Here is a 19,883-nt window from a genome sequence, read left to right as displayed (position 1 = left end):
TGGTACGTCCCCTCAGCCCGCGAACGCGGCCTTGGCCTCGCTGAACAGCGCCTTCGCGGCGTCGGCCGGCTTGGTCTTGCCCTGGGCGACCTCACCGCCGAGGCGCAGGAACGCCGCCTCGATGACGTCCGTACCGGACGGGTGCGGGGTGATCTTCCCGAGGACGCCGGCCGCGGCGACCTCTTCCTCGTACGCCTTGACACCCTTGTTGTTGTCGTCGGTGGGCGTGAACGCCTCGTACTGCTCGGTCGTGGCGAGGATGCCGCGGTCGTAGCCCATGATCTTGCCGACCTCGGGGTCGTGGACCATGAAGTCGATGAACTGGGCGACTTCCTTGGGGTGCTTGGTCCCGGAGAAGGCGCTCATCATCAGCGAACCGAGGTACTGGCCGGTGTCCTTGCCGTCCGTGGTGGGGATCGGCGCGAGCCCGTAGTCCGACTCGCCCTCGCCCTCGTAGCGGATGGAGAAGTTGTCCCAGGTGAACTCGGACGCGGCGAGCCCCGCCGAGAGCGCGGACTTGGGCTTGACCTGCTCAACCTTCTTCGGGTCGGCGACGAGCCCGGACCTCACGCGCTTGTAGCCGTCCTCCCACCACTGCGTCAGATCGTCCTCGGTGAAGCCGAGATCGGAGTCGGTGAAGAAGGCCTTGCCGTTCTGACGCAGGTACAGGTCGTAGAGGTACATGATGCTGAAGTAGCCGGTGTCACCAGCGATCTTCAGCTTGTCCTGGATCGTCTGCAGCGCGTCGAAGTACTCGTCCCAGGTCCAGCCGAACTTCGCCTCCACACCCGCCTTCTTGAAGGCCTTGAGGTCGATGACGAGCGCCATGGTGTTGGCGCCGACGGGTATGCCGATCTGCTTGCCGTCGACCTGACCGTTCGCCAGAACGCCGTTGCGGAAGTTCTCCAGGCTCAGATTCCCGGCGTCCGCCTGCGTCTTGAGGTCCATCAGAACGCCGCGCTTGTCGTACTTGCGCAGAAAGCCGACCGCATTCTGGAAGACGTCCGGCGGATTCCCGCCGGAGGCCTGGGTCTGGAACTTCTCCCAGAAAGCCTCGTAGTCGGTGAATTCCGGCTTGATCTTGATCTTCGGGTACTTCTTCTCGAAGAGCGCGATCGTCTTCTTGATGGCGATGGTGCGCGGCTCGCCACCCCACCACGCGTAACGGAGCGTCACCGTTCCGTCTCCGGAACCGCTGTCGCCACCGCACGCCGTCGTGGCACCCAGCCCGAGCGTGGCTGCCGAGGCCCCGGCCACCTTCAGGATCGTACGCCTCTCAACATTCCTGCTGGTTCCCATGGTTGGGCCCCCTCCCCGCAGCGTCATTGCCGACTGCATGAATCGTTTCAAGTAAGCGCTTGCTGGCACAAGCTACGAGGGGCCTCGGAGTGCGTCAATGATTCGGACAGGATTTTCTTGCGGAGCGGCTCCATGATCCGGCGCGATTCGAGGGCCGGGTGGCGGGAGGCATGAGGTGACGCCGCAGGTGAGACGGGTGCGGTCGGCTGGTCGGACGGCGGGCGGAGTGCCGTACGGGTGTGGCGTTCGACTGAAAGACGTCGGAGGGGTGGGCGTCGGCGGGGCGGGCGCGGGTGGTGAACCGATCCGTGACGAAGCGGGTGCGTCGACCCGCTCAGGCGCGACGAGGTGCGGGCCGCAGACGATGACCACCGCCGGGCTCGGGGAGCGGACGCCGCCGCCGACACTCGCCGGCACGAAAAACGGCGGCCCACCTGCACTCTCGCAGGTGGGCCGCCGTCTTCGGACGGTGGGCGATACTGGGTTCGAACCAGTGACCTCTTCGGTGTGAACGAAGCGCTCTCCCACTGAGCTAATCGCCCGGGCGCAGGAAGAACATTACCCCATGTCAGGCGGTGCCTGTCACCGGCGTCGGCTGGTACCTGCGCCCTTCCGCGGATCGGCGGATCACTGGTTCTCGATCTTCCACGGCATCATGAAGCCGAACTTCCAGAGGTAGACACCGGCGAGAACACCGATGATCACGCAGCCGATCGTCGTCAGGATGATGTTGCGTCGCCGCACCCTGGGATCGAGGGCGCGCTGGGCCGCCTCGGTGACCTTGCGCTTGGTCCAGCGCAGAACCAGCTGGGCCCAGACGAACTCGGTCGCCCAGATCGCCATGCCGCCGAAGATGATCACCCAGCCCGGTCCGGGCAGCGGCAGCAGGATGATGCCGCCGACCACGACCGCCAGGCCCACGAGGAAGACGCCGACCTGCCAGCTCACGTGGAGCAGTCGGCGCCCCTTGATGAATTCCGGTGCCCTCGAACCGAGCCCTTGCTCGCGCTGCACCTCGTCCCGCTTCGTCTCGTCCGCCGCCACGGCTGCCTCGCCAGGCTCGCTACTCCCCGTGTTCATACGGCCAAACCCTACCGGACCGAATCCGATCACCGGAATGGACGCACCCGACGAACGGGTTCTCCGCCGGAAGAGTTACGTAAAGGCACGCAAAACACTCAGAGGGGTTTACAACGGCACCGTAGGTGGCATGTCGATTTCGCCGACGTGCGAATCCCCGAGCGCACACTGAGCGAAAGGCCCTGGCGCTTATGAACACCACGGTCAGCTGCGAGCTGCACCTGCGCCTCGTTGTGTCGAGCGAGTCCTCCCTGCCTGTCCCCGCAGGCCTGCGGTACGACACGGCCGACCCCTACGCCGTGCACGCCACCTTCCACACCGGAGCCGAGGAAACCGTCGAGTGGGTGTTCGCCCGCGACCTCCTCGCCGAAGGGCTTCACCGGCCCACCGGCACCGGCGACGTCCGCGTCTGGCCGTCGCGCAGTCACGGTCAGGGCGTCGTGTGCATCGCCCTGAGCTCCCCGGAGGGGGAGGCGTTGCTCGAGGCCCCGGCGCGGGCCCTGGAGTCGTTCCTGAAGCGGACCGACGCCGCCGTGCCACCCGGCACCGAGCACCGGCACTTCGATCTCGATCAGGAGCTCTCGCACATTCTGGCGGAAAGCTAGGCGAGGCCTCACAGAGCTGCCCGACGCCGTCCAACTCGGGGAGACGGCTCGGGCCAGGACAACCGCATACGGCACACACCGACGTCGCCACCGTGAACCTCCGCGGGGCGGCGCCGGTGCGCGTGTTTCGCCGCCGCCCCGCCTTCCGGGAACCGCGCTGCCGCCGGCCGGCGTTCTACCGGCAGGCGCAGGCTGGTGCGGGGCGCAGGCAGTGGGGCGCCGTTCCGCGAGCCACTACCATCGGCCAGCATCGGCGGGCGCCTGCCCGACCCCCCAGGCCAGGGAGCGAAACGTGCTGATCACCCACGACACCCGGTGCGCGCTCGACACCGTGGTCGATCTGGTGAACACCGCACCGGAGGACGACACGACGCCGGACGGACTGCCGGATGTCGCGGCTCTCGCGGATTTTGTACGAAAGCACGAGATCAGCGACGTCGGAGTGCTCTCGGAGTTCGACCTCTCGGCAGTCCACAAGATCCGGAGCCGGTTCGCCGGGATCTTCGCGGCGGCGGACGCCCGGACCGCGGCCGGAATGATCAACGATCTGGTCGCAGCCGCCGGCACCACGCCCCGGCTCACGGACCACGACGGCTACGACTGGCACGTGCACTACTTCGCGCCCGGCGCCTCCGTGGCCGATCACCTTGCGGCCGACTGCGGCATGGCGCTCGCCTTCTTCGTGGTCGCCGGGGAACAGGAGCGGCTGCGGCGCTGCGAGGCCCCCGACTGCCGACGCGCCTTCGTCGATCTCTCCCGCAACCGTTCGCGCCGCTACTGCGACAGCCGCACCTGCGGAAACCGCCTGCATGTGGCCGCGTACCGGGCTCGACGCAAGGAGGCGACGGGCTGACGGCGCCCGGCGGGACGGGCGGCGGTCGGGACGGGCGGTCGGCGGCGGAAGCGGGACACCGGTGCCGACGCGGTACCCGGCGGGTGGCGCCGGGAACCGCGCGTACGGCTCAGAGCAGCAGCAGATCGTGCAGCGCAGCCATGAGCAGCAGACACCCGATCACCGCAAGGAAGATCATCAGCGGTGGCTGGGAAAGGGCGAAAAGGCACCCGCGCGGCTCGTCCTGAGGCGGCGCGGCGTCGCTCTGTGTCGTGTCCAGCATCTCGCGGGCGATGATGGCGCAGCAGGCACCCCCGACGCGATCAACACGCTCGGAAGATACGGGAGTTCGCCGAATTCCATGATCTTGTGCACGATCGGTGTCTCAGGTCTGACGGCTTACGACCGCACGCGATCTCTGGTTCGTTTCAGTCATCGGGCCGACGTCATATGCCGTGCTTCTTCAGGATGGCCTCGATGTCGCTGAAGTCGTCCGCGGAATCGGCCCGGGGCCCCGGCTGGGGCCTGGCCGTCGCGCGGGAGGCCGGACCCAGCGAAGGCGCGGAGGCCTGCGGGGCCAGGGCGTCGGGCTGGGCCGCCGTGGCTGCCTTGCGCTCCTTGCGGGTGCCGCCCCGGCGCCGCTCCACCGCGCGTGTGCCGGCGAACAGCAGCCAGGCGCCGCCGAGCACGCCGAAGCCGGCCCAGGCCGTGGGGCTGAACGCGGTGTCGGCGGCCCACTGAACGACCCCGGTCATCACCAGACCGAGGGGGACGAGCGAGTAGGCGGCGATACGGGCGGCCGTGAGGAAGCGCTTGCGGTACGCCGTCACCGCCGCGATGCCCAGGCCGGCCGCGGCAACGGCGGAACAGACGGTCTCGGCAATCATCCGGTCCTCCATGCGGGCTCGGTCGGGCAGGGGCGCTTCGCCCCTTCCATCCTGCACCCCCCACGCCCTCGCAGGCCATGCTCCGACCGGACATCAGGGACATCTCCGGGTCAGCTCCTCCGCAGGTGCCGGTTCGGACGGACGACCGCACGCACTCCGGCAACCGGGGCCCGGTCAGTCCGAGGTCCCTGTTGGGTCGGTCGAGCCGCGGCTGGGAGACTGGGGTTCATGAACGACTCCTCCCCGACCCGCCCCGCGCCCGTCCTCGACATCTGGTGCGAACTCCAGTGCCCGGACTGCCGTAGCGCCCTGGACGACATCCGCGCCCTGCGCGCCCGCTACGGCGACCGGCTCGAGCTGCGGCTGCGGCACTTCCCGCTGGAGAAGCACAAGCACGCCTTCGCCGCCGCGCAGGCCGCCGAGGAGGCCGCGGAGCAGGGGCAGGGGTGGCCGTATGTCGAGGCCGTGCTGGCTCGGGTGGAGGAGCTGGACCGTAAGGGGGAGCCCTTCCTGGTCAAGGTGGCCGGTGAACTCGGCCTGGACGCCGAGGAGTTCGACACCGCCCTCGTCGACGGCCGGCACATCCTGATCGTGGACGCGGACCAGGCCGAGGGCAAGGCGATCGGCGTGACCGGCACCCCGACGTATGTCATCGGCGGGGAGCGTCTCGACGGCGGCAAGAGCCAGGAGGGGTTGCGCGAGCGCATCGAGGAGATCGCGGACCGGCTGCTGGCCGAGCAGGGTTGAGCCCGGAGCTGGGCTCAGAGCAGGTTCTTGTACAGGGAGTACCTCACCGGCACGTAGCCCAGTGACTCGTAGAGCCGCTCGGCCGGAGTGTTGCCCGCGAAGACGTTGAGGCGCAGGACTCCCTTCCCGGCGTCCACCGCCTGCCTCTCGGCCAGCAGCATCAGTGAGCGGCCGTGACCCCGGCCCCGGAAGCGCTCGTCGGCCTCGACGTCGTAGACGTACGCCATGTCCTCGGTCAGCGCGAGCCACAGGGTGCCGACCCTGGCGCCCTCGTGCTCCAGGACACTGAGCAGCATGTTCTCGGTCGCGACGCCGTGCGGGAGCAGCTGGGCATGGTCCCGTTCCGCCTTGGTCCATGCCTCGTCCTCGGCCACCCCGCGGTCGATCCAGCTCTGTGCGTAGTGGGCCTTGTTGTAGGCGAGCCACGGCCCGTACTCGGCGGGCGTCATGGGCCTGCCCCGGCTGCCCGCGGGCAGTTCGGGCGCCACGTCGCCGAGGGGTTTCTCCATGCCGCGGTTGCGTTCGACGTAGCCGAGCGCTGTGACGAACCGCAGCGCGGCGGCGTCGGCGGGCACCGTGATCTCGATCCGGCTGCAGCCCCAGCCGCGCGCCACCTCCTCGGCGGCCAGCGCGGCCACGGTGCCCCGGCCGCGTCTGCGGTCCGCCTCTTCGATGCGCAGGTCACGGATCTGGGCGACCTTGGGTCCGAAGAGGGCGTGTGTCGCGAGGTGTATCGCGCCGACGGGGCGGCCGTTCACGCACACGTGGTAGTGGCGGGACAGCGCCCCGTGGGCCGCGCGTTGAAGCGGCTCGATCGGCCGCAGGGTGGTGGTCATCAGGGGTGTTCTACCCGCCGCGGCGAGCCGGGTCAGCCGAATTTCCGCGGCATCTGCTGTCAGGGATCGAGGTCGTCCCCGGACCGCTCGTCGAAGACCCGCATGGCCTTGGCGGTCACCGGGCCCGGCGCGCCCGGCAGTTCCCGCTCGTCGACGCGGTGGACGGCCTGGATGTCGCGCAGCGTGGAGGTCAGGAAGACCTCGTCCGCCCGCTCCAGGACGTCCAGCGGGAGGTCCGTCTCCTTGGCGCCGGTCCACTCGACGGTCAACGCGCGCGTGATGCCGGCGAGGCAGCCGGAGGCGAGGGGCGGGGTGTGGATCTCGCCGTCGAGGACGACGAAGACGTTGGAGCCGGTGCCCTCGCAGAGCTGTCCGACCGTGTTGGCGAACAGCGCCTCCGACGCGCCCTGTTGGTGGGCGCGGGCCAGGGCGACGACGTTCTCGGCGTACGAAGTCGTCTTCAGGCCGGTGAGCGCGCCGCGCTCGTTGCGGGTCCAGGGGACCGTGATCACGGCGGTGGAATCCGGGCGGCGCCGGGTCTCGCCGAGGGCGACGACCAGGGTCGGGCCGTGCTCGCCGCGGTCGGAGCCGAGCGGGCCGTGACCGCCGGTGTACGTGATGCGCAGCCGGCCGAGCGGCATGGGGTTGGCCTCGAGGACGGCGGCGCAGCCGCGGCGGACCTCGTCGAGGTCCGGGTCGGGCAGGCCGAGGCCACGGGCCGAGCGGGTCAGCCGGTCGAGGTGCCGGGTGAGCGCGAACGGCCTGCCGTCGACCGCCTTCACCGTCTCGAAGATGCCGTCGCCCACGGTCAGCCCGTGGTCGAAGACGGAGACGCGGGCGGATTTGATGTCCTGCAGCCCGCCGTCGAGCCAAAGCTTCACTGGTCGCTTCCTCGCAAGTCGGTACCGGGGGCGTCGGACCGGCCGGGGGTCCAGGGGGTGTCCCCCGGGCCGGCACAGCACGTCGTCAGTCCCTCTCCACTCACCTCGTACGCCCCCGACGCTACCGCGAGCAGCCTGGCCGCCTTCAGTTCGGTCTCCCGCCACTCCCCCTCGGGGTCCGACCCCCAGGTGATACCCGCGCCCGTGCCGAAGCGCAGCACACCCTCCGCCCGGTCGATCCAGAAGGTGCGGATGCCGACGGCCAGCTCGCCCACTCCCCGGTCGGCGTCCACCCAGCCGATGCCGCCGCAGTACGGCCCCCGGGGTGCCGTCTCCAGCGCGTCGATGATCCGCAGGGCGCTCGACTTGGGGGCACCGGTGACCGAGCCGGGCGGGAAGGCGGCGTCGAACAGTTCCGGCCAGCCCGCGTCGGCACGCAGCTCACCGCGGACGGTGGAGACGAGGTGCACCAGTCCCGGGTGCTTCTCCACGGCGCACAGGTCGGGGACGGTCACGGTGCCGGTGGCGCAGACGCGCCCGATGTCGTTGCGGACCAGGTCCACGATCATCACGTTCTCGGCGTAGTCCTTCGCCAGGAGGTCCGCCTCGGTGCGCCCGGTGCCCTTGATCGGCCCGGACTCGACGGTGCGGCCGGCGCGGCGCAGGAAGAGCTCCGGGGACGCGGTGGCCGTCTCGACGCCGTGCTCCGGCAGCCGGATCGTTCCTGCGTACGGTGCCGGGTTGCCGCGGGCCAGCAGTGCGGTGAGGGCGTCCACGTCGGCGTCCGGCGCGACCGGCGCGGAGAGCACCCGGCAGAGGTTCGCCTGGTAGACCTCGCCGGCCGCGATGTGCTCACGGATGCGGCGCACGCCCGCCATGTACGCGGCGCGGTCGAGCGACGACGTCCAGTCACCGACGGCCGGCCCTCGCCACCTGCCCGGCACCGGGGCGGGTACCGGCTCCTCTCGTACGTCCGCGAAACGCGCGCAGGTCAGACGGCCCTCGAAGTCCGCGACGACGGCCCAGAAACCGGCGGAGTCCAAGGCCGAGGGATCGCTGGTGACATCGAGGAGGCCGGTGGCGACACGGTCGCCGAAGCGGGCGAGGGGAGGGAGGTCGAGCACGTTGCCGAGTCTATGGCGGGTGTCCCGCAGGTGGCCCGGGCGTGTCCTTCCCGGTGGTCCGACCACGTCCGTGACCAGGTGCAGGGCAGCACGCTGCACAAACGCGTTTTTGTACTGGCCCCGGAATCCGCTAGAGTTCAACACGTCGCCGGGACGCGCAAGCCGACCGAAACGACAGGCGGACGTAGCTCAGTTGGTAGAGCGCAACCTTGCCAAGGTTGAGGTCGCGAGTTCGAGCCTCGTCGTCCGCTCGAAGGAAGTGGGGATCCTCCCGGTCCCCTACACTCCTGGTGGAGTGGCCGAGAGGCGAGGCAACGGCCTGCAAAGCCGTCTACACGGGTTCAAATCCCGTCTCCACCTCCAAGGACGATTAGCTCAGCGGGAGAGCGCTTCCCTGACACGGAAGAGGTCACTGGTTCAATCCCAGTATCGTCCACTGGTCCGCAAGGACCTCGATCCGCAAGGATCCCCGCGCGATTAGCTCAGCGGGAGAGCGCTTCCCTGACACGGAAGAGGTCACTGGTTCAATCCCAGTATCGCGCACGCAGTGCCCGTGATCGGCTCCTCGGAGTGACGTGGAGTGATCATGGTCCCGAGGACGATTAGCTCAGCGGGAGAGCGCTTCCCTGACACGGAAGAGGTCACTGGTTCAATCCCAGTATCGTCCACACGCCCCGGAACCCCCGGCCGTCTCGTACGGCCGGGGGTTCCGTCGTGAGCACGTACTGTCGGGCTCAGCTGGAGAACAGCATGCGACCGAAGCTCTTGTGGCGGCGGCTGTCGTGGTGGCCCCCGTGGTGGCCGCCGTGCGGTGCACCCCAGGCGGGGGCGGGCGGGGCAGGGTAGGACTGCGCGGCGGGCGGGGGCGGCGGGCCCGGCTGGGACCACTGGGACTCGAGGCGGGTCAGGGCCTCCAGCTCGCCGTAGTCCAGGAAGATCCCGCGGCAGTTGGCGCACTGCTCTATCTGGACGCCGTTGCGGTTGTACGTGTGCATCGGCGCGTGGCACTTCGGACACTGCATGCTCGGCTCAACTCCTCGCCGTTCGGTCCTGCTTCGCGTATCGCCAGGACAGACTCTGTCCGGCTGCGGTCGGTTGCACCCTACTTCGCGAAGTTCCGGGGCAACTGGGCGGGGACGGAAGCCATTCGGGCACAGGCGTCGACGAGGGACTGCTCCACCTCGTCCAAGAGGCGGTCCGCCGCGACGGCCTTGACGATGGCGAGGGCGGCGGTCTGCACGGTGAGCGCGCGGGCGGGGACGTCCAGGGCGGGCCAGGGGTCGCCGGCCGTCGGGACGGCGGGGCCGTCGGCCGCACGGTAGGCGGTCAGGAAGCGGGTCCACTCGTCGGGCGTGAGCAGCCCGCAGGCGTACCAGGCGGCCGGGCGGGCCAGGTCCCAGGCCGCGGGGCCCACACCGAGGTCGTCGATGTCGATCAGCAGCCAGGGCCCGGCGGGTACGGGGTGGCGGACGAGCTGGCCGAGGTGGAGGTCGCCGTGGCAGAGGGTGCTGGTGTCCGGCAGGGGGGCCTCGGCGCGGGCCCAGGCGGGGAGGGCTGCCCAGGCGCGCAGGACCGGGGGTGCCGCGGGGTGCGGGCAGCCGGCAGAGCGGAGGCGGGCGATGGCACGGGCCGCCTTGGCCGGGCCGCGCATGGGTGGGAGGGGTACGGGGGGTGGGGTGCTGTGGAGGCGGGCGAGGAGGGTGGCGGCGGCCTCCCAGGGGGCCTCGTCCGGGGCGTCGGGGTCGACGGGGGTGCCGTACGGCCAGAAGGTGACGAGGCGGCCGTGCAGGGTGACTGGCGTCGGGCTGAGCGGGGGCAGCAGGACGTCGGGGATGCGGGTCGCTGTGGCGAGGCGGGGGGTGAGTTCGACGGGGTCGGTGCCCGGGGCGTGGGCCTTGGCGACGGTGGCTGCGTGCCGGACGACTGTGGCGTCGGGGCGGTCGGCGAGGGTGACGGTGGCTCCGCAGGGACAGGCGGATGCTGCCGAGTGGGCCTTGGCCTTGACTCGGGCGGTGAGGTCGGAGAGCAGGGTGCTTGTGGTCACGGGGCTCCTGGAGCGGACGGGGCTGTCGCCGAGGGTACGCAGGCTGCGCGGACGAGAGTTGCCAGGTGCCCGGCATCAGCGCCGGCCTCGCTGGGGGCTCCGCCCCCAGACCCTGGGCCCATGCCCACCCCACCACCCGACTCCGTCGGCCAAGAGGGATCCTCGAAGCCCTCGCAGCTGGACGACACCGGCTGCACAGAGCGGCGCCGGTCCAGGCGCAAAGCAATGCCGGCGCAGCTCCCCAGCTGCGCCGGCATTTTGCCGTCCGCCGCACCCCCGTCCCCACGGGGTTATGGGTGGATGTCCCCGCCCGGACCGCTCTTCCGGGCCTGGGGTCGCCGCTCAGCGCCCCAGCATCACGCCCACGGACGACGCCTGTGTGGCCACTGTCTCCCAGCCGTCGAAGACGACGAGGAGCAGGACCGCCAGAGGAAGGGCCATTGCCGTTGCCACCAAGGGGTGGCGGCGGCCCGTACGGCCGGGGCGGAACGCGGCGTACGCCTTGCGTCCCTGCGTGCGGATCGCCGTCCGCGGTGCCGTGAAGGCCATGGTCCCTCTCCTGACCGTTCTCAGTTGTCGTTGGCAGCGGCGGGTGTCTGACCTCGGGGGACGAGTGCTGCACCCGCCGCTTGACCTCAAATCTAGGGGCGCGGCGGGTGCGTGGCGTCATGCCCTCGTACCGATTGGCGGGCCTCCCGGAGGATGAGCGGTCACCTGGGGAGTACTCCCCTGGGTGGAGAGACGGTCCTAGGTCTCCGGGTCTTCCCGGAGGGGGCGTCCGATGTGTCCGGGCTTTTCCGAGCTGTCCTCGCGGGGTACTGGCTGCTCGACCAGAGCCAGGACCCGGTTCGCCATGAAGCGGGCGGTACGGACGACAGTCCCGCTTCGGGTGACTTCGCTCACTTCCACGACACCTCGGCGTACCGCCGTCTCCACCCGGCGGCCCGCCCTGCTCGCCACCACCTCGTACGTACGTGTCGTGTCCCCGGCGTCCACGACTATCTCGACTCGGTCACCCTTCACGGGCCCAATCCCCCTTCTACGACGGGTGTTTGGATGCGGGAGGAGGACGAAGGCGCCCTGTCCGCACGCTCCTTGACCACCCCTCAAGTCTCCCACCCGGCACTGACAATCCGTCGGGCCGAGAGGGCGCGGCCTCTGCGCGCACACGGCCACGGAAACGTAAGCTGTGCCACGTCACACGGACCGGGCAGCGGGGATGAAAATGGCGATGATGCGCCTGAGGCGCGAGGACCCGCGCGTCGTCGGCTCGTTCAGGCTGCACAGACGGCTCGGCGCGGGCGGGATGGGCGTTGTCTACCTGGGCTCCGACAAGAAGGGGCAGCGGGTCGCACTGAAGGTGATCCGGCCGGACCTGGCGGAGGATCAGGAGTTCCGGTCACGGTTCGCGCGCGAGGTCTCCGCCGCCCGGCGGATCCGGGGCGGGTGCACGGCCCGGCTGGTGGCGGCGGATCTGGAGGCGGACCGGCCGTGGTTCGCCACGCAGTACGTACCGGGGCCCTCCCTGCACGACAAGGTCGCCGACGAGGGACCGCTGCGCGCGGCGGACGTCGCCGCGGTCGGGGCCGCTCTTTCGGAGGGGCTCGTCGCCGTGCACGAGGCCGGTGTGGTGCATCGCGATCTGAAGCCCTCCAACATCCTGCTCTCCCCCAAGGGCCCGCGGATCATCGACTTCGGTATCGCCTGGGCGACGGGGGCCTCCACGCTCACGCACGTCGGCACGGCCGTGGGCTCGCCCGGTTTCCTCGCCCCCGAGCAGGTCCGCGGCGCGGCGGTCACTCCGGCCACGGACGTGTTCTCGCTGGGCGCCACGCTCGCCTACGCGTCGACCGGCGACTCGCCCTTCGGGCACGGCAGTTCCGAGGTGATGCTGTACCGCGTGGTCCACGAGGAGGCCCAACTGCACGGCGTTCCCGATGCGCTGGCTCCGCTCGTACGGGCCTGTCTGGCGAAGGACCCGGAGGAGCGGCCCAGCACGCTCGAACTGTCGCTGCGGCTGAAGGAGATCGCGGCTCGTGAGGCGCAGGGCCTTCTGGATGGACGGCCGCCGGCGCCGCGCTCCGGTGAGGCGGACCGGCCCACCGGCCGGCTTGCCGACACCTACCCCGACCGCCCGCTGCGCCGTCCGCCGGGGCAGGCGGGCGCGCCCGGGATTTCCACGACCCGGGGTCCGGGCGCGCCCCGGGGTTCGGCGCCGGTGCGGGGCGGAGCTCCCTCGCGCGGCACGTCGCCGCGGGCCGGCAACGCGGCCTCGCGGGGCGGGGGTGCACCGTCGGCACGGTCCGGGGCGGGGCTCACGCCGACGTCGAGGAACACGCCCGCTTCCCGCAGTACGACCCGGTCCGGCGGCGGGAGCCGGCCCGTGCCGCGCGGTACCGCAGGGCGTCCGGGGCCCCGGAACACCGGCGCCGGGCGGCGGCCGGCCAATCCGCGGCTGCTGCGTCAGCGGCTGTTCGTGTTCGTCGTCGTGACGCTGCTCGTTGCGCTCGGCATCGGCGTGGTGCAGGGCTGCCAGGGGCCGGCCCGGGGGCTCGGCGGCGAGCCGGGCGGCGAACGCGAGCGGCAGGAGCGCGTCCAGCCGGACCACCGGCCGCTGGACGAGGAGGCGTTGATGTCCGAGCGGTTCGAGTCGACGATCGAGCAGTCCGCGCCCGAGTAGGGCCTACGTCCGGGGGCGTCGGCCCGAGCAGGGCCTACTCCTGGGGGCGGCCGGTCGCCACCGCGTAGAAGGCGACCGCGGCCGCCGCGCCCACGTTGAGGGAGTCGACGCCGTGGGACATCGGGATGCGGACCCATTCGTCGGCGGCGACCAGGGCCTGGGTCGACAGGCCGTCGCCCTCGGCGCCGAGCATCAGCGCGACCCGGTCCATCCGGTGCGGGGCCGCCTCGTCGAGGCTTCTCGCCTTCTCGTCGGGGGTGAGGGCGAGGAGTGTGAAACCGGCCTCGCGGACCGACTCCAGGCCCTTGGGCCAGGTGTCCAGGCGGGCGTACGGCACGGAGAAGACCGCGCCCATCGAGACCTTGACGCTACGACGGTAGAGGGGGTCCGCGCAGTCCGGGGAGAGCAGGACCGCGTCCATGCCGAGGGCGGCGGCCGAACGGAAGATCGCGCCGATGTTGGTGTGGTCGTTGACCGACTCCATGATCACGACCCGGCGGGCGGTCTGGAGGAGTTCGGCGGCCGTGGGCAGCGGCTTGCGCTGCATGGAGGCGAGCGCGCCACGGTGCACGTGGTAGCCGGTGACCTGTTCGGCGAGCTCCGGGCTGACCGCGTAGACGGGGGCGGGGAGCTCGTCGATGACGTCGCGCATGACGTCGACCCACTTGGCGGAGAGCAGCATCGACCGCATCTCGTAGCCGGAGTCCTTCGCCCGGCGGATGACCTTCTCGCCCTCGGCGATGAACAGGCCCTCGGCGGGTTCGCGCTTGCGGCGCAGTTCCACGTCGGTCAGGCCTGTGTAGTCGTGCAGGCGCGGGTCGTCGGGGTCCTCGACGGTGATGAGATCGGCCACAGGGTGATACTGCCTTGTCCTGGGTGTGGTGCCAACGGCTCGGGACGAGTTGTGTTACCCGCGGTTACGCGGAGGGGTGCGGGCCTACGTTCACTACCGCGCCGACGACGATGACGGCCGGCGGCTTCACCTCCTGCGTATGCACCGCCTCGGCGACCGTCGCGAGGGTCGCGTCGACGCGGCGCTGGGCGGCCGTCGTGCCCTCCTGGACGAGGGCGACCGGGGTGTCGGCCGGCTTGCCGTGCGCGATCAGGGTCTCGGCGATCTTCCCGATCTTGTCGACGCCCATGAGGATCACCAGCGTGCCGGTCAGTTTGGCGAGGGACGGCCAGTCGACGAGGGAGCGCTCGTCGTCGGGAGCCACATGGCCACTGACCACGGTGAACTCATGGGCCACACCGCGGTGGGTGACCGGGATTCCGGCCGCGCCCGGCACCGAGATCGAGCTGGAGATGCCGGGGACGACCGTGCACGGGATGCCCGCCTCGGCCAGTGCCTGGGCCTCCTCCATGCCGCGACCGAAGACGAACGGGTCGCCGCCCTTGAGTCGTACGACCGACTTGCCCTGCTTGGCGTGCTCGATCAGCGCGTTGTTGATGGCCTCCTGGGCCATGAAACGGCCGTACGGGATCTTCGCCGCGTCGATCACCTCGACGTGCGGCGGGAGTTCGGCGAGCAGGTCGCGGGGGCCGAGGCGGTCGGCGATGACCACATCGGCCTCGGCGAGCAGGCGCCGGCCGCGGACCGTGATCAGGTCCGGGTCGCCCGGTCCGCCGCCGACGAGGGCGACGCCCGGGGTGCGGGTGCGGTGGTGGGGGGCGACGAGGGTACCGTCACGCAGGCCCTCGACGACCGCGTCGCGGATGGCGGCGGTGTGGCGGGGGTCGCGGGACTTGGTGTCGGTGGTGAGGACCGCGATGGTGACGCCCTCGCTGTGGCCCGTCGCCGGGGTCCAGGCCGTGGCCGCGTCGGCGTCGTCGGAGCGGACGCACCAGACGCGGTGCCGTTCCGCTTCGGCGGAGGCCTGGGTGTTCGCCGTGTGGTCGCTGGTGGCGATGAGGGCGTACCAGGCGTCGGCGAGGTCGCCGTCCTGGTATCGGCGCTTCGCCCAGGTGATCTCGCCCGATTCCGCCATCGCTTCGACCGAGGGGGTCGCTTCCGGTGATACGAGGAGGATGTCCGCGCCTGCCGCGATGAGGGCCGGGAGGCGGCGCTGGGCGACCTGGCCGCCGCCGAGGACGACCACTTTGCGGCCGGTGAGGCGGAGGCCTACGGGGTAGGCGGGGTGTTCGGCCATGAGGGTGCGGCTCCTGGTGCGGGGCGATGCGGGGCGATGCCTCTGCGGCTGTGCAGTGGTCTTTGACGTGCGGATTTTACGGTGCGGGCGTTTATCGCGGCACGGGTGTCCGGTGGCTGAGCGTCGTGGCCGGGTGCGGGTGCGGGGGTCCGTGCCCACCCGTTCCGCCCTGCGGAACGACTGCCCACGGGCCCCCGTACGAACCGGCGCTGCTCACGGGCCCCGGTACGAACCAGCGCCGCCCCACGGACCCCCGTACCAACACGCGTCACCCACGGGCCCCCGCACGAACCAGCGTCGTCCACGGGTCCGGTACGAACCGGTGTTGCCCATGGACCCCCGTACCAACACGCGCCGCGCACGGCCCCCCGCACGAACCAGCGCCGTCCACCGATCCCCGCACGAATCCGGCGGCGCCCACCGGCCCCCGTACCGACCGGCGGCGCCCTCGCGTCGGAATCAGTGGTCGTTACTTCTCGGTCACCCCGGCCGAATCGAACGTCGCCACCTCGTGCATTGCTCTCGCTGTGCTCTGGACCATCGGGAGGGCCAGTAGGGCGCCCGTGCCCTCGCCCAGGCGGAGGTCGAGGTCGACCAGGGGGCGCAGGCCGAGCTTGTTGAGGGCGGCCACGTGGCCGGGCTCGGCGCTGCGGTGGCCTGCGATGCAGGCGGCGAGGACCTCGGGAGCGATCGCGCGGGCGACCAGAGCCGCGGCGCCGGCGCTGACGCCGTCCAGGATCACCGGCGTACGAAGGGACGCTCCGCCGAGGAGGAGGCCGACCATGGCGGCGTGTTCGAGGCCGCCGATCGCGGCGAGGACGCCGATCGGGTCGGCCGGGTCGGGCTGGTGGAGCTCGATGGCGCGGCGCACGACCTCCGTCTTGCGCGCGAGGGTCTCGTCGTTGATGCCGGTGCCACGGCCGGTCACTTCCGCCGGGTCGGTGTCCGTGAACACCGAGATCAGGGCCGCCGAGGCCGTTGTGTTGGCGATGCCCATCTCACCGGTGAGCAGGGCCTTGTTACCGGCCGACACCAGGTCGCGGGCGGTCTCGATGCCCACCTCGATGGCCTGCCTGGCCTCCTCGCGGGTCATCGCCGGGCCGGTGGTCATGTCGGCCGTGCCCGGGCGGACCTTGCGGGGCAGCAGGCCCGGGGTGGCCGGGAGCTCCGCGGCGACGCCCACGTCGATGATGCAGACCTCTGCGCCCACCTGATTGGCGAAGGCGTTGCACACCGCTCCCCCGCCGAGGAAGTTGGCCACCATCTGCGCGGTGACCTCCTGCGGCCAGGGTGTGACGCCCTGGGCGTGCACACCGTGGTCGCCGGCGAAGATCGCGACGGCCGCGGGCTCCGGGATCGGCGGCGGGCACTGGCGGGACAGCCCGGACAGCTGCGCGGAGATGATCTCCAGCATGCCGAGCGCACCGGCCGGCTTGGTCATCCGCTTCTGCCGCTCCCACGCCTCGCCGAGCGCCTTGGCGTCCAACGGGCGGATCTGCGCGACGGTCTCGCCGAGCAGGTCGTGCGGTTCCTCGCCGGGCAGGGCGCGGCGGCCGTACGTCTCCTCGTGCACGACCCACGACAGCGGGCGGCGCTTGGACCAGCCCGCCTGCATCAGCTCCGGCTCGTCCGGGAACTCGTCGACGTACCCCACGCACAGGTAGGCGACGACCTCCAGGTGCTCGGGCAGGCCGAGAGCGCGTACCATCTCGCGCTCGTCGAAGAAGCTGACCCAGCCGACGCCGAGGCCCTCGGCGCGGGCAGCGAGCCAGAGGTTCTCGACCGCGAGCGCGGAGGAGTACGGGGCCATCTGCGGCTGGGTGTGCCGGCCCAGGGTGTGGCGACCGCCGCGGGTCGGGTCCGCGGTGACGACGATGTTCACCGGGGTGTCGAGGATCGCCTCGATCTTCAGTTCCTTGAACTGCTTCGCCCGCCCCTTCGGCAGCGACTTGGCGTACGCGTCGCGCTGACGCATGGCCAGGTCGAGCATCGCGCGCCGGGTCTCGGCGGAGCGGATGACCACGAAGTCCCAGGGCTGCGAATGGCCCACGGAGGGTGCGGTGTGGGCGGCCTCCAGGACGCGGAGGAGCACCTCGTGCGGAATGGGGTCGCTGCGGAAGCCGTTGCGGATGTCGCGGCGCTCGCGCATGACCTTCAGTACGGCCTCGCGTTCGGCGTCGTCGTAGGGGGGCGCGGCCGGGCGGGGGGACTGCCGTGCTTCTGCCACTTCGGCCGTGCCCTCTTCCTGGTCGGCGGCCCGGGTGTCCAGGTCCTCCGCGTGCTGTACGAGTTCCGCGAGTTCGGGGGCCGGCTCCGTGTCGGCCTCGCGGGGGGCCGGGACGGTGGCCACGGGTTCGGGACTCGCCGGGGTCTCGGCCCCCTGCTCCTGCGTGGGGAGGACGACAGGGTGCGGCGGGGTGGGAGCCAGGTGCGGGGTGGTCGGCACCGAGCCCTCCACCGGGACGAACTGGCCCACGGGCTGGTCCGGCTGAGGCTCCGACGGGAGACCGGCCGCGGCCACGTCCTGCGACTGCGCCTCCGCGGGCTGCTGGGCCGGGGCGGGGGTCGCCTCCGGGGCAGGCGTGGCTGCGGCCGCGTCCGCCGTGGGCTCGGGCTGCGGAACGGGGCGCTCCGCTGCAAGCTGGTCGGCGGTGTGGTCCGTGAGGGGGGCGGAAGGGTCTGTGGCGGAGGGACCGGTCACGTCGTGAGCCTCCCCCGCCGGGGCACCCGGCTGCGCGTCCTGCACGGGTGGCGTGGCCTCGGCCGTCTGCAGGGCCTGTTGCTGATCGGCGTTGGGGGGTTGGGGGGACGACGGTTCGGTGGAGGTGGCCGCAGCGGGAGCGGGGTGAGCGTCCGTGGGCTGGGGCTGCGCGGCGTCCGTGACGGCCGGGGCGCCGGGGGCCGTGTCCGGGAGCGGCTGCGCGGGCGCGGGGGCCTCGGGTGCGCTGTCGGATACGGCGGAGACGGGGGCCTGCGGCGCGTCGGGGGCGGCCTGCTCGGGCTCGGCGGCCTGCGGCGCGACCGATGCAGCCTGCTCGGGCCCGGAGACCTGCAGCACGTCGGGCGCAGCCTGCTCGGCCCCGGAGACCTGCAGCACGTCCGATGCAGCCTGCTCGGGTCCAGAGGCCTGCGGTACGTCGGGGGCGGCGGTCGCAGGGGTCTGCGCCGAATCGGGGGCAGCCGTGGCGGGAGCCTGGGCCGCATCATGGGCAGCCGTGGCAGCAGCCTGCGCCGCTTCGGGCGTGCCGGTTTCCGACGCGGACTCGGGCGCCACGGTCTCCGGCAGCTGCGCGACCTCGGATGCGGCCATCGCCTGTTCAGGAGTCCCGTCGGGTGCGGGGGCGGCTTCTACGGCCTGGGGGGGTTCAAGGGCGCTGGTTCCGGCATCCGGGAACTGTCCGGAGTCGGCGCCCGCAATCTCGGCAGCCGCGGCGGCCTGTCCGGCATCCGGCGACTGCACGGCCCCGGCACCATGTCCGGCACCCGTGGCCTGCCCATGTCCGGCACCCGTGGCCGGCACCGAGCCGTCCCCATGCCCGGCACCCGCGCCCTGCACAGACCCATCCCCATGCCCGGCACCCGAGGCCTCCGCGCCCCCCGGCACCTGGTCGGCGGGCCCGTCGGCCTGAGCCACGGCCGCCTGGTCGGAGCCCGCGGCAAACGCGGTCCCGGAAGGCTCTCCGCCCCCCGACTCCGACAGGCCGCCCAGCGCCTCCCCCGCGCCCACGGACGACGTCCCCTCAGCGGCCGGCCACGTCTGAGCGGCGTACGCCCCGCTGTGGCCGGAGGCCCCCACGGCCTCCGTCGCGAGTCGGGCCACCGCGGCCTGTGCGGCGCCCACCGGCTCGGTCTGGTGATGTGTGGTGGGGACAACCGTTTCCGCAGGCGTCGCCTCCGCGCCGACCGGCGTCTGGGCATGAGCCTGGCCGCCCCACGCCACCGCACCCTGCGGGGGCGTCTCGCCCACGCGAGGGACGTCGAGGTACTCGGGGCCGACGGTCGGCGGGCTCGGCTGGCGCGCCGGCGCGCCCGCGGGACCGCGGTCGGCCAGGGAGCGGACCGGGCTCGCGGAGGCGTCGGGGACCGGCGGGCCGAGGTGCAGCGGGCGCCGGTGGGTCGACGGCGCGGCCGGTGTCGACGGCGGGGTCGGGTCGGGCAGCCGGACCCCGCCGAGGTCGACCGCACCGCTGTCGCGGCCGGACATCTCGTGCGCGTCGGGTTCGTGGACGGCCTCGACGACCGGCTCGGGCGGGGGCGGGGCCACTTCGTTGCCCCAGGCGCCCTGGGCGCCGGGGAGGAGCAGGTCTTCGTCTTCCGCGGGCGTCTCGGAGAGGTAGGTGTACGCGCCGGGCGCGAGGACGCCCGGCTGCTCCACCATGCCTGCGTTCTCCGGCAGCCCCTCGCCCGGGACCTGGCCGGTGTCAGTCATGCGTACCCCTCGCCCATCGGTTGATGCTCCTACGACCAGCTCACCCGGAACGGCGCACCGACCGCCCCGTAGTGAAGAACGAGCGTGCGTGCCCAGCGGCACGAACGACCCGCCGGAAAAGGCGACAAAGCCATTCAGTGGCATTGTCGCGGTCGTCCCTCCGCCACGTCAGCCTGATCCGCGACGGCCCGCTGTGGACTGCGCCACGTTGCGCGTCCTCCGGTTCTGCCGTACCACACCCCACCCAAAACGGGTGCGTTTTCCGGACATTGACCGACGAAGCGCCGGG

At 71.8% G+C, this 19,883-nt stretch carries 18 protein-coding genes and 6 tRNA genes; 9 read left to right on the top strand and 15 right to left on the bottom strand.

Translation table 11 applies throughout. The features are described from left to right. Positions 1-12: 12 nt before the first annotated feature. From ACFVJQ_RS06685 to ACFVJQ_RS06675, 3 genes are all read right to left on the bottom strand, one after another. Positions 13-1,299 (bottom strand): ABC transporter substrate-binding protein, encoded by a 1,287-nt coding sequence (locus ACFVJQ_RS06685; protein WP_385511444.1) that lies wholly within the window; start codon positions 1,297-1,299, stop codon positions 13-15. A gap of 470 nt (positions 1,300-1,769) precedes the next feature. Then, positions 1,770-1,841: transfer RNA gene (locus ACFVJQ_RS06680), tRNA-Val, on the bottom strand. Positions 1,842-1,926: 85 nt separating this feature from the next. Then, entirely contained in the window at positions 1,927-2,379 is a 453-nt protein-coding gene (locus ACFVJQ_RS06675) for a TIGR02611 family protein (RefSeq protein ID WP_385511446.1), read from the bottom strand. A gap of 191 nt (positions 2,380-2,570) precedes the next feature. Here ACFVJQ_RS06675 and ACFVJQ_RS06670 point away from each other — a divergent pair, with 191 nt between their 5' ends. After that, the gene (locus ACFVJQ_RS06670; protein WP_004002642.1) at positions 2,571-2,984 is read left to right on the top strand and encodes an SsgA family sporulation/cell division regulator; all 414 of its coding nucleotides are present in this window, start codon (positions 2,571-2,573) and stop codon (positions 2,982-2,984) included. Between the two features lie 292 nt (positions 2,985-3,276). Further along, the gene (locus ACFVJQ_RS06665) at positions 3,277-3,837 is read left to right on the top strand and encodes a CGNR zinc finger domain-containing protein (protein ID WP_385511447.1); all 561 of its coding nucleotides are present in this window, start codon (positions 3,277-3,279) and stop codon (positions 3,835-3,837) included. A gap of 109 nt (positions 3,838-3,946) precedes the next feature. On the opposite strand, the gene ACFVJQ_RS06660 is transcribed toward ACFVJQ_RS06665, so the two are convergent. Further along, on the bottom strand, positions 3,947-4,099 hold the full coding sequence (locus ACFVJQ_RS06660) for a hypothetical protein (protein WP_020138043.1): 153 nt from the start codon (positions 4,097-4,099) through the stop codon (positions 3,947-3,949). Positions 4,100-4,262: 163 nt separating this feature from the next. Then, entirely contained in the window at positions 4,263-4,703 is a 441-nt protein-coding gene (locus ACFVJQ_RS06655; RefSeq protein WP_385511449.1) for a hypothetical protein, read from the bottom strand. A gap of 228 nt (positions 4,704-4,931) precedes the next feature. On the opposite strand from ACFVJQ_RS06655, the gene ACFVJQ_RS06650 reads away from it, so the two are divergent. After that, positions 4,932-5,450 carry a DsbA family protein gene (locus ACFVJQ_RS06650; protein WP_385781453.1) on the top strand — a complete coding sequence of 173 codons (519 nt, stop codon included), beginning with the start codon at positions 4,932-4,934 and terminating at the stop codon, positions 5,448-5,450. 14 nt (positions 5,451-5,464) lie between these two features. On the opposite strand, the gene ACFVJQ_RS06645 is transcribed toward ACFVJQ_RS06650, so the two are convergent. Genes ACFVJQ_RS06645 through ACFVJQ_RS06635 form a run of 3 tightly spaced genes read right to left on the bottom strand, consistent with a single transcriptional unit; the run spans position 5,465 to position 8,291 of the window. Beyond that, positions 5,465-6,286, bottom strand: coding sequence for a GNAT family N-acetyltransferase (locus ACFVJQ_RS06645; RefSeq protein WP_385781451.1), 822 nt, complete (start codon positions 6,284-6,286; stop codon positions 5,465-5,467). A gap of 59 nt (positions 6,287-6,345) precedes the next feature. After that, the gene (locus ACFVJQ_RS06640) at positions 6,346-7,167 is read right to left on the bottom strand and encodes an aminotransferase class IV (protein WP_385511453.1); all 822 of its coding nucleotides are present in this window, start codon (positions 7,165-7,167) and stop codon (positions 6,346-6,348) included. Then, positions 7,164-8,291 carry a chorismate-binding protein gene (locus ACFVJQ_RS06635; protein WP_385511454.1) on the bottom strand — a complete coding sequence of 376 codons (1,128 nt, stop codon included), beginning with the start codon at positions 8,289-8,291 and terminating at the stop codon, positions 7,164-7,166. Before ACFVJQ_RS06635 ends, ACFVJQ_RS06640 begins: the two co-directional genes overlap by 4 nt. A 178-nt stretch (positions 8,292-8,469) precedes the next feature. Between ACFVJQ_RS06635 and ACFVJQ_RS06630 the strand changes: the two genes are divergently transcribed. The 5 genes from ACFVJQ_RS06630 (at position 8,470) to ACFVJQ_RS06610 (ending at position 8,959) form a co-directional block, all read left to right on the top strand. Next, a tRNA-Gly gene (locus ACFVJQ_RS06630) sits at positions 8,470-8,542 on the top strand. A 38-nt stretch (positions 8,543-8,580) separates the two neighbouring features. Beyond that, positions 8,581-8,654: transfer RNA gene (locus ACFVJQ_RS06625), tRNA-Cys, on the top strand. A 1-nt stretch (position 8,655) separates the two neighbouring features. Continuing rightward, positions 8,656-8,727, top strand: a tRNA-Val gene (locus ACFVJQ_RS06620). Between the two features lie 35 nt (positions 8,728-8,762). Beyond that, a tRNA-Val gene (locus ACFVJQ_RS06615) sits at positions 8,763-8,834 on the top strand. 53 nt (positions 8,835-8,887) lie between these two features. Beyond that, positions 8,888-8,959: transfer RNA gene (locus ACFVJQ_RS06610), tRNA-Val, on the top strand. 66 nt (positions 8,960-9,025) lie between these two features. On the opposite strand, the gene ACFVJQ_RS06605 is transcribed toward ACFVJQ_RS06610, so the two are convergent. The 4 genes from ACFVJQ_RS06605 to ACFVJQ_RS06590 all read right to left on the bottom strand — a co-directional run bounded on the left by ACFVJQ_RS06605 (position 9,026) and on the right by ACFVJQ_RS06590 (position 11,358). Next, a complete protein-coding gene (locus ACFVJQ_RS06605) occupies positions 9,026-9,313 on the bottom strand; it encodes a zf-TFIIB domain-containing protein (protein WP_385261528.1) in 288 nt (95 codons plus the stop codon). An 80-nt stretch (positions 9,314-9,393) separates the two neighbouring features. Then, positions 9,394-10,335 (bottom strand): aminoglycoside phosphotransferase family protein, encoded by a 942-nt coding sequence (locus ACFVJQ_RS06600; protein ID WP_385511456.1) that lies wholly within the window; start codon positions 10,333-10,335, stop codon positions 9,394-9,396. 342 nt (positions 10,336-10,677) lie between these two features. Then, a complete protein-coding gene (locus tag ACFVJQ_RS06595) occupies positions 10,678-10,884 on the bottom strand; it encodes a hypothetical protein (protein WP_385511457.1) in 207 nt (68 codons plus the stop codon). A gap of 198 nt (positions 10,885-11,082) precedes the next feature. After that, positions 11,083-11,358 carry a hypothetical protein gene (locus tag ACFVJQ_RS06590; RefSeq protein WP_385511459.1) on the bottom strand — a complete coding sequence of 92 codons (276 nt, stop codon included), beginning with the start codon at positions 11,356-11,358 and terminating at the stop codon, positions 11,083-11,085. Positions 11,359-11,554: 196 nt separating this feature from the next. Here ACFVJQ_RS06590 and ACFVJQ_RS06585 point away from each other — a divergent pair, with 196 nt between their 5' ends. Continuing rightward, complete coding sequence (locus ACFVJQ_RS06585) at positions 11,555-13,015, top strand: protein kinase (protein WP_385781446.1); 1,461 nt, start codon at positions 11,555-11,557, stop codon at positions 13,013-13,015. 34 nt (positions 13,016-13,049) lie between these two features. Here the strand turns inward: ACFVJQ_RS06585 and ACFVJQ_RS06580 are convergent, their stop codons facing one another. The 3 genes from ACFVJQ_RS06580 to cobT all read right to left on the bottom strand — a co-directional run bounded on the left by ACFVJQ_RS06580 (position 13,050) and on the right by cobT (position 19,594). Beyond that, on the bottom strand, positions 13,050-13,868 hold the full coding sequence (locus ACFVJQ_RS06580; RefSeq protein ID WP_129796876.1) for an RNA methyltransferase: 819 nt from the start codon (positions 13,866-13,868) through the stop codon (positions 13,050-13,052). A 64-nt stretch (positions 13,869-13,932) separates the two neighbouring features. Next, complete coding sequence (gene cobA / locus ACFVJQ_RS06575) at positions 13,933-15,165, bottom strand: uroporphyrinogen-III C-methyltransferase (RefSeq protein WP_385511460.1); 1,233 nt, start codon at positions 15,163-15,165, stop codon at positions 13,933-13,935. A gap of 469 nt (positions 15,166-15,634) precedes the next feature. After that, positions 15,635-19,594, bottom strand: coding sequence for a nicotinate-nucleotide--dimethylbenzimidazole phosphoribosyltransferase (gene cobT, locus ACFVJQ_RS06570; RefSeq protein WP_385781443.1), 3,960 nt, complete (start codon positions 19,592-19,594; stop codon positions 15,635-15,637). Positions 19,595-19,883 lie beyond the last annotated feature (289 nt).

It is taken from the genome of Streptomyces sp. NPDC127197 (assembly GCF_042672405.1).
GTDB classification, from domain to species: domain Bacteria; phylum Actinomycetota; class Actinomycetes; order Streptomycetales; family Streptomycetaceae; genus Streptomyces; species Streptomyces flavusporus.
This window is presented reverse-complemented; position numbering and strand designations above follow the sequence as displayed.

Coding starts and splice junctions, on each gene's coding strand:
- cobT (WP_385781443.1), bottom strand. CDS start 19,594: ATGACTGACACCGGCCAGGTCCCGGGCGAGGGGCTGCCGGAGAACGCA.
- ACFVJQ_RS06655 (WP_385511449.1), bottom strand. CDS start 4,703: ATGATTGCCGAGACCGTCTGTTCCGCCGTTGCCGCGGCCGGCCTGGGC.
- ACFVJQ_RS06605 (WP_385261528.1), bottom strand. CDS start 9,313: ATGCAGTGTCCGAAGTGCCACGCGCCGATGCACACGTACAACCGCAAC.
- ACFVJQ_RS06675 (WP_385511446.1), bottom strand. CDS start 2,379: ATGAACACGGGGAGTAGCGAGCCTGGCGAGGCAGCCGTGGCGGCGGAC.
- ACFVJQ_RS06685 (WP_385511444.1), bottom strand. CDS start 1,299: ATGGGAACCAGCAGGAATGTTGAGAGGCGTACGATCCTGAAGGTGGCC.
- ACFVJQ_RS06660 (WP_020138043.1), bottom strand. CDS start 4,099: ATGCTGGACACGACACAGAGCGACGCCGCGCCGCCTCAGGACGAGCCG.
- ACFVJQ_RS06645 (WP_385781451.1), bottom strand. CDS start 6,286: ATGACCACCACCCTGCGGCCGATCGAGCCGCTTCAACGCGCGGCCCAC.
- ACFVJQ_RS06595 (WP_385511457.1), bottom strand. CDS start 10,884: ATGGCCTTCACGGCACCGCGGACGGCGATCCGCACGCAGGGACGCAAG.
- ACFVJQ_RS06585 (WP_385781446.1), top strand. CDS start 11,555: ATGAAAATGGCGATGATGCGCCTGAGGCGCGAGGACCCGCGCGTCGTC.
- ACFVJQ_RS06650 (WP_385781453.1), top strand. CDS start 4,932: ATGAACGACTCCTCCCCGACCCGCCCCGCGCCCGTCCTCGACATCTGG.
- cobA (WP_385511460.1), bottom strand. CDS start 15,165: ATGGCCGAACACCCCGCCTACCCCGTAGGCCTCCGCCTCACCGGCCGC.
- ACFVJQ_RS06670 (WP_004002642.1), top strand. CDS start 2,571: ATGAACACCACGGTCAGCTGCGAGCTGCACCTGCGCCTCGTTGTGTCG.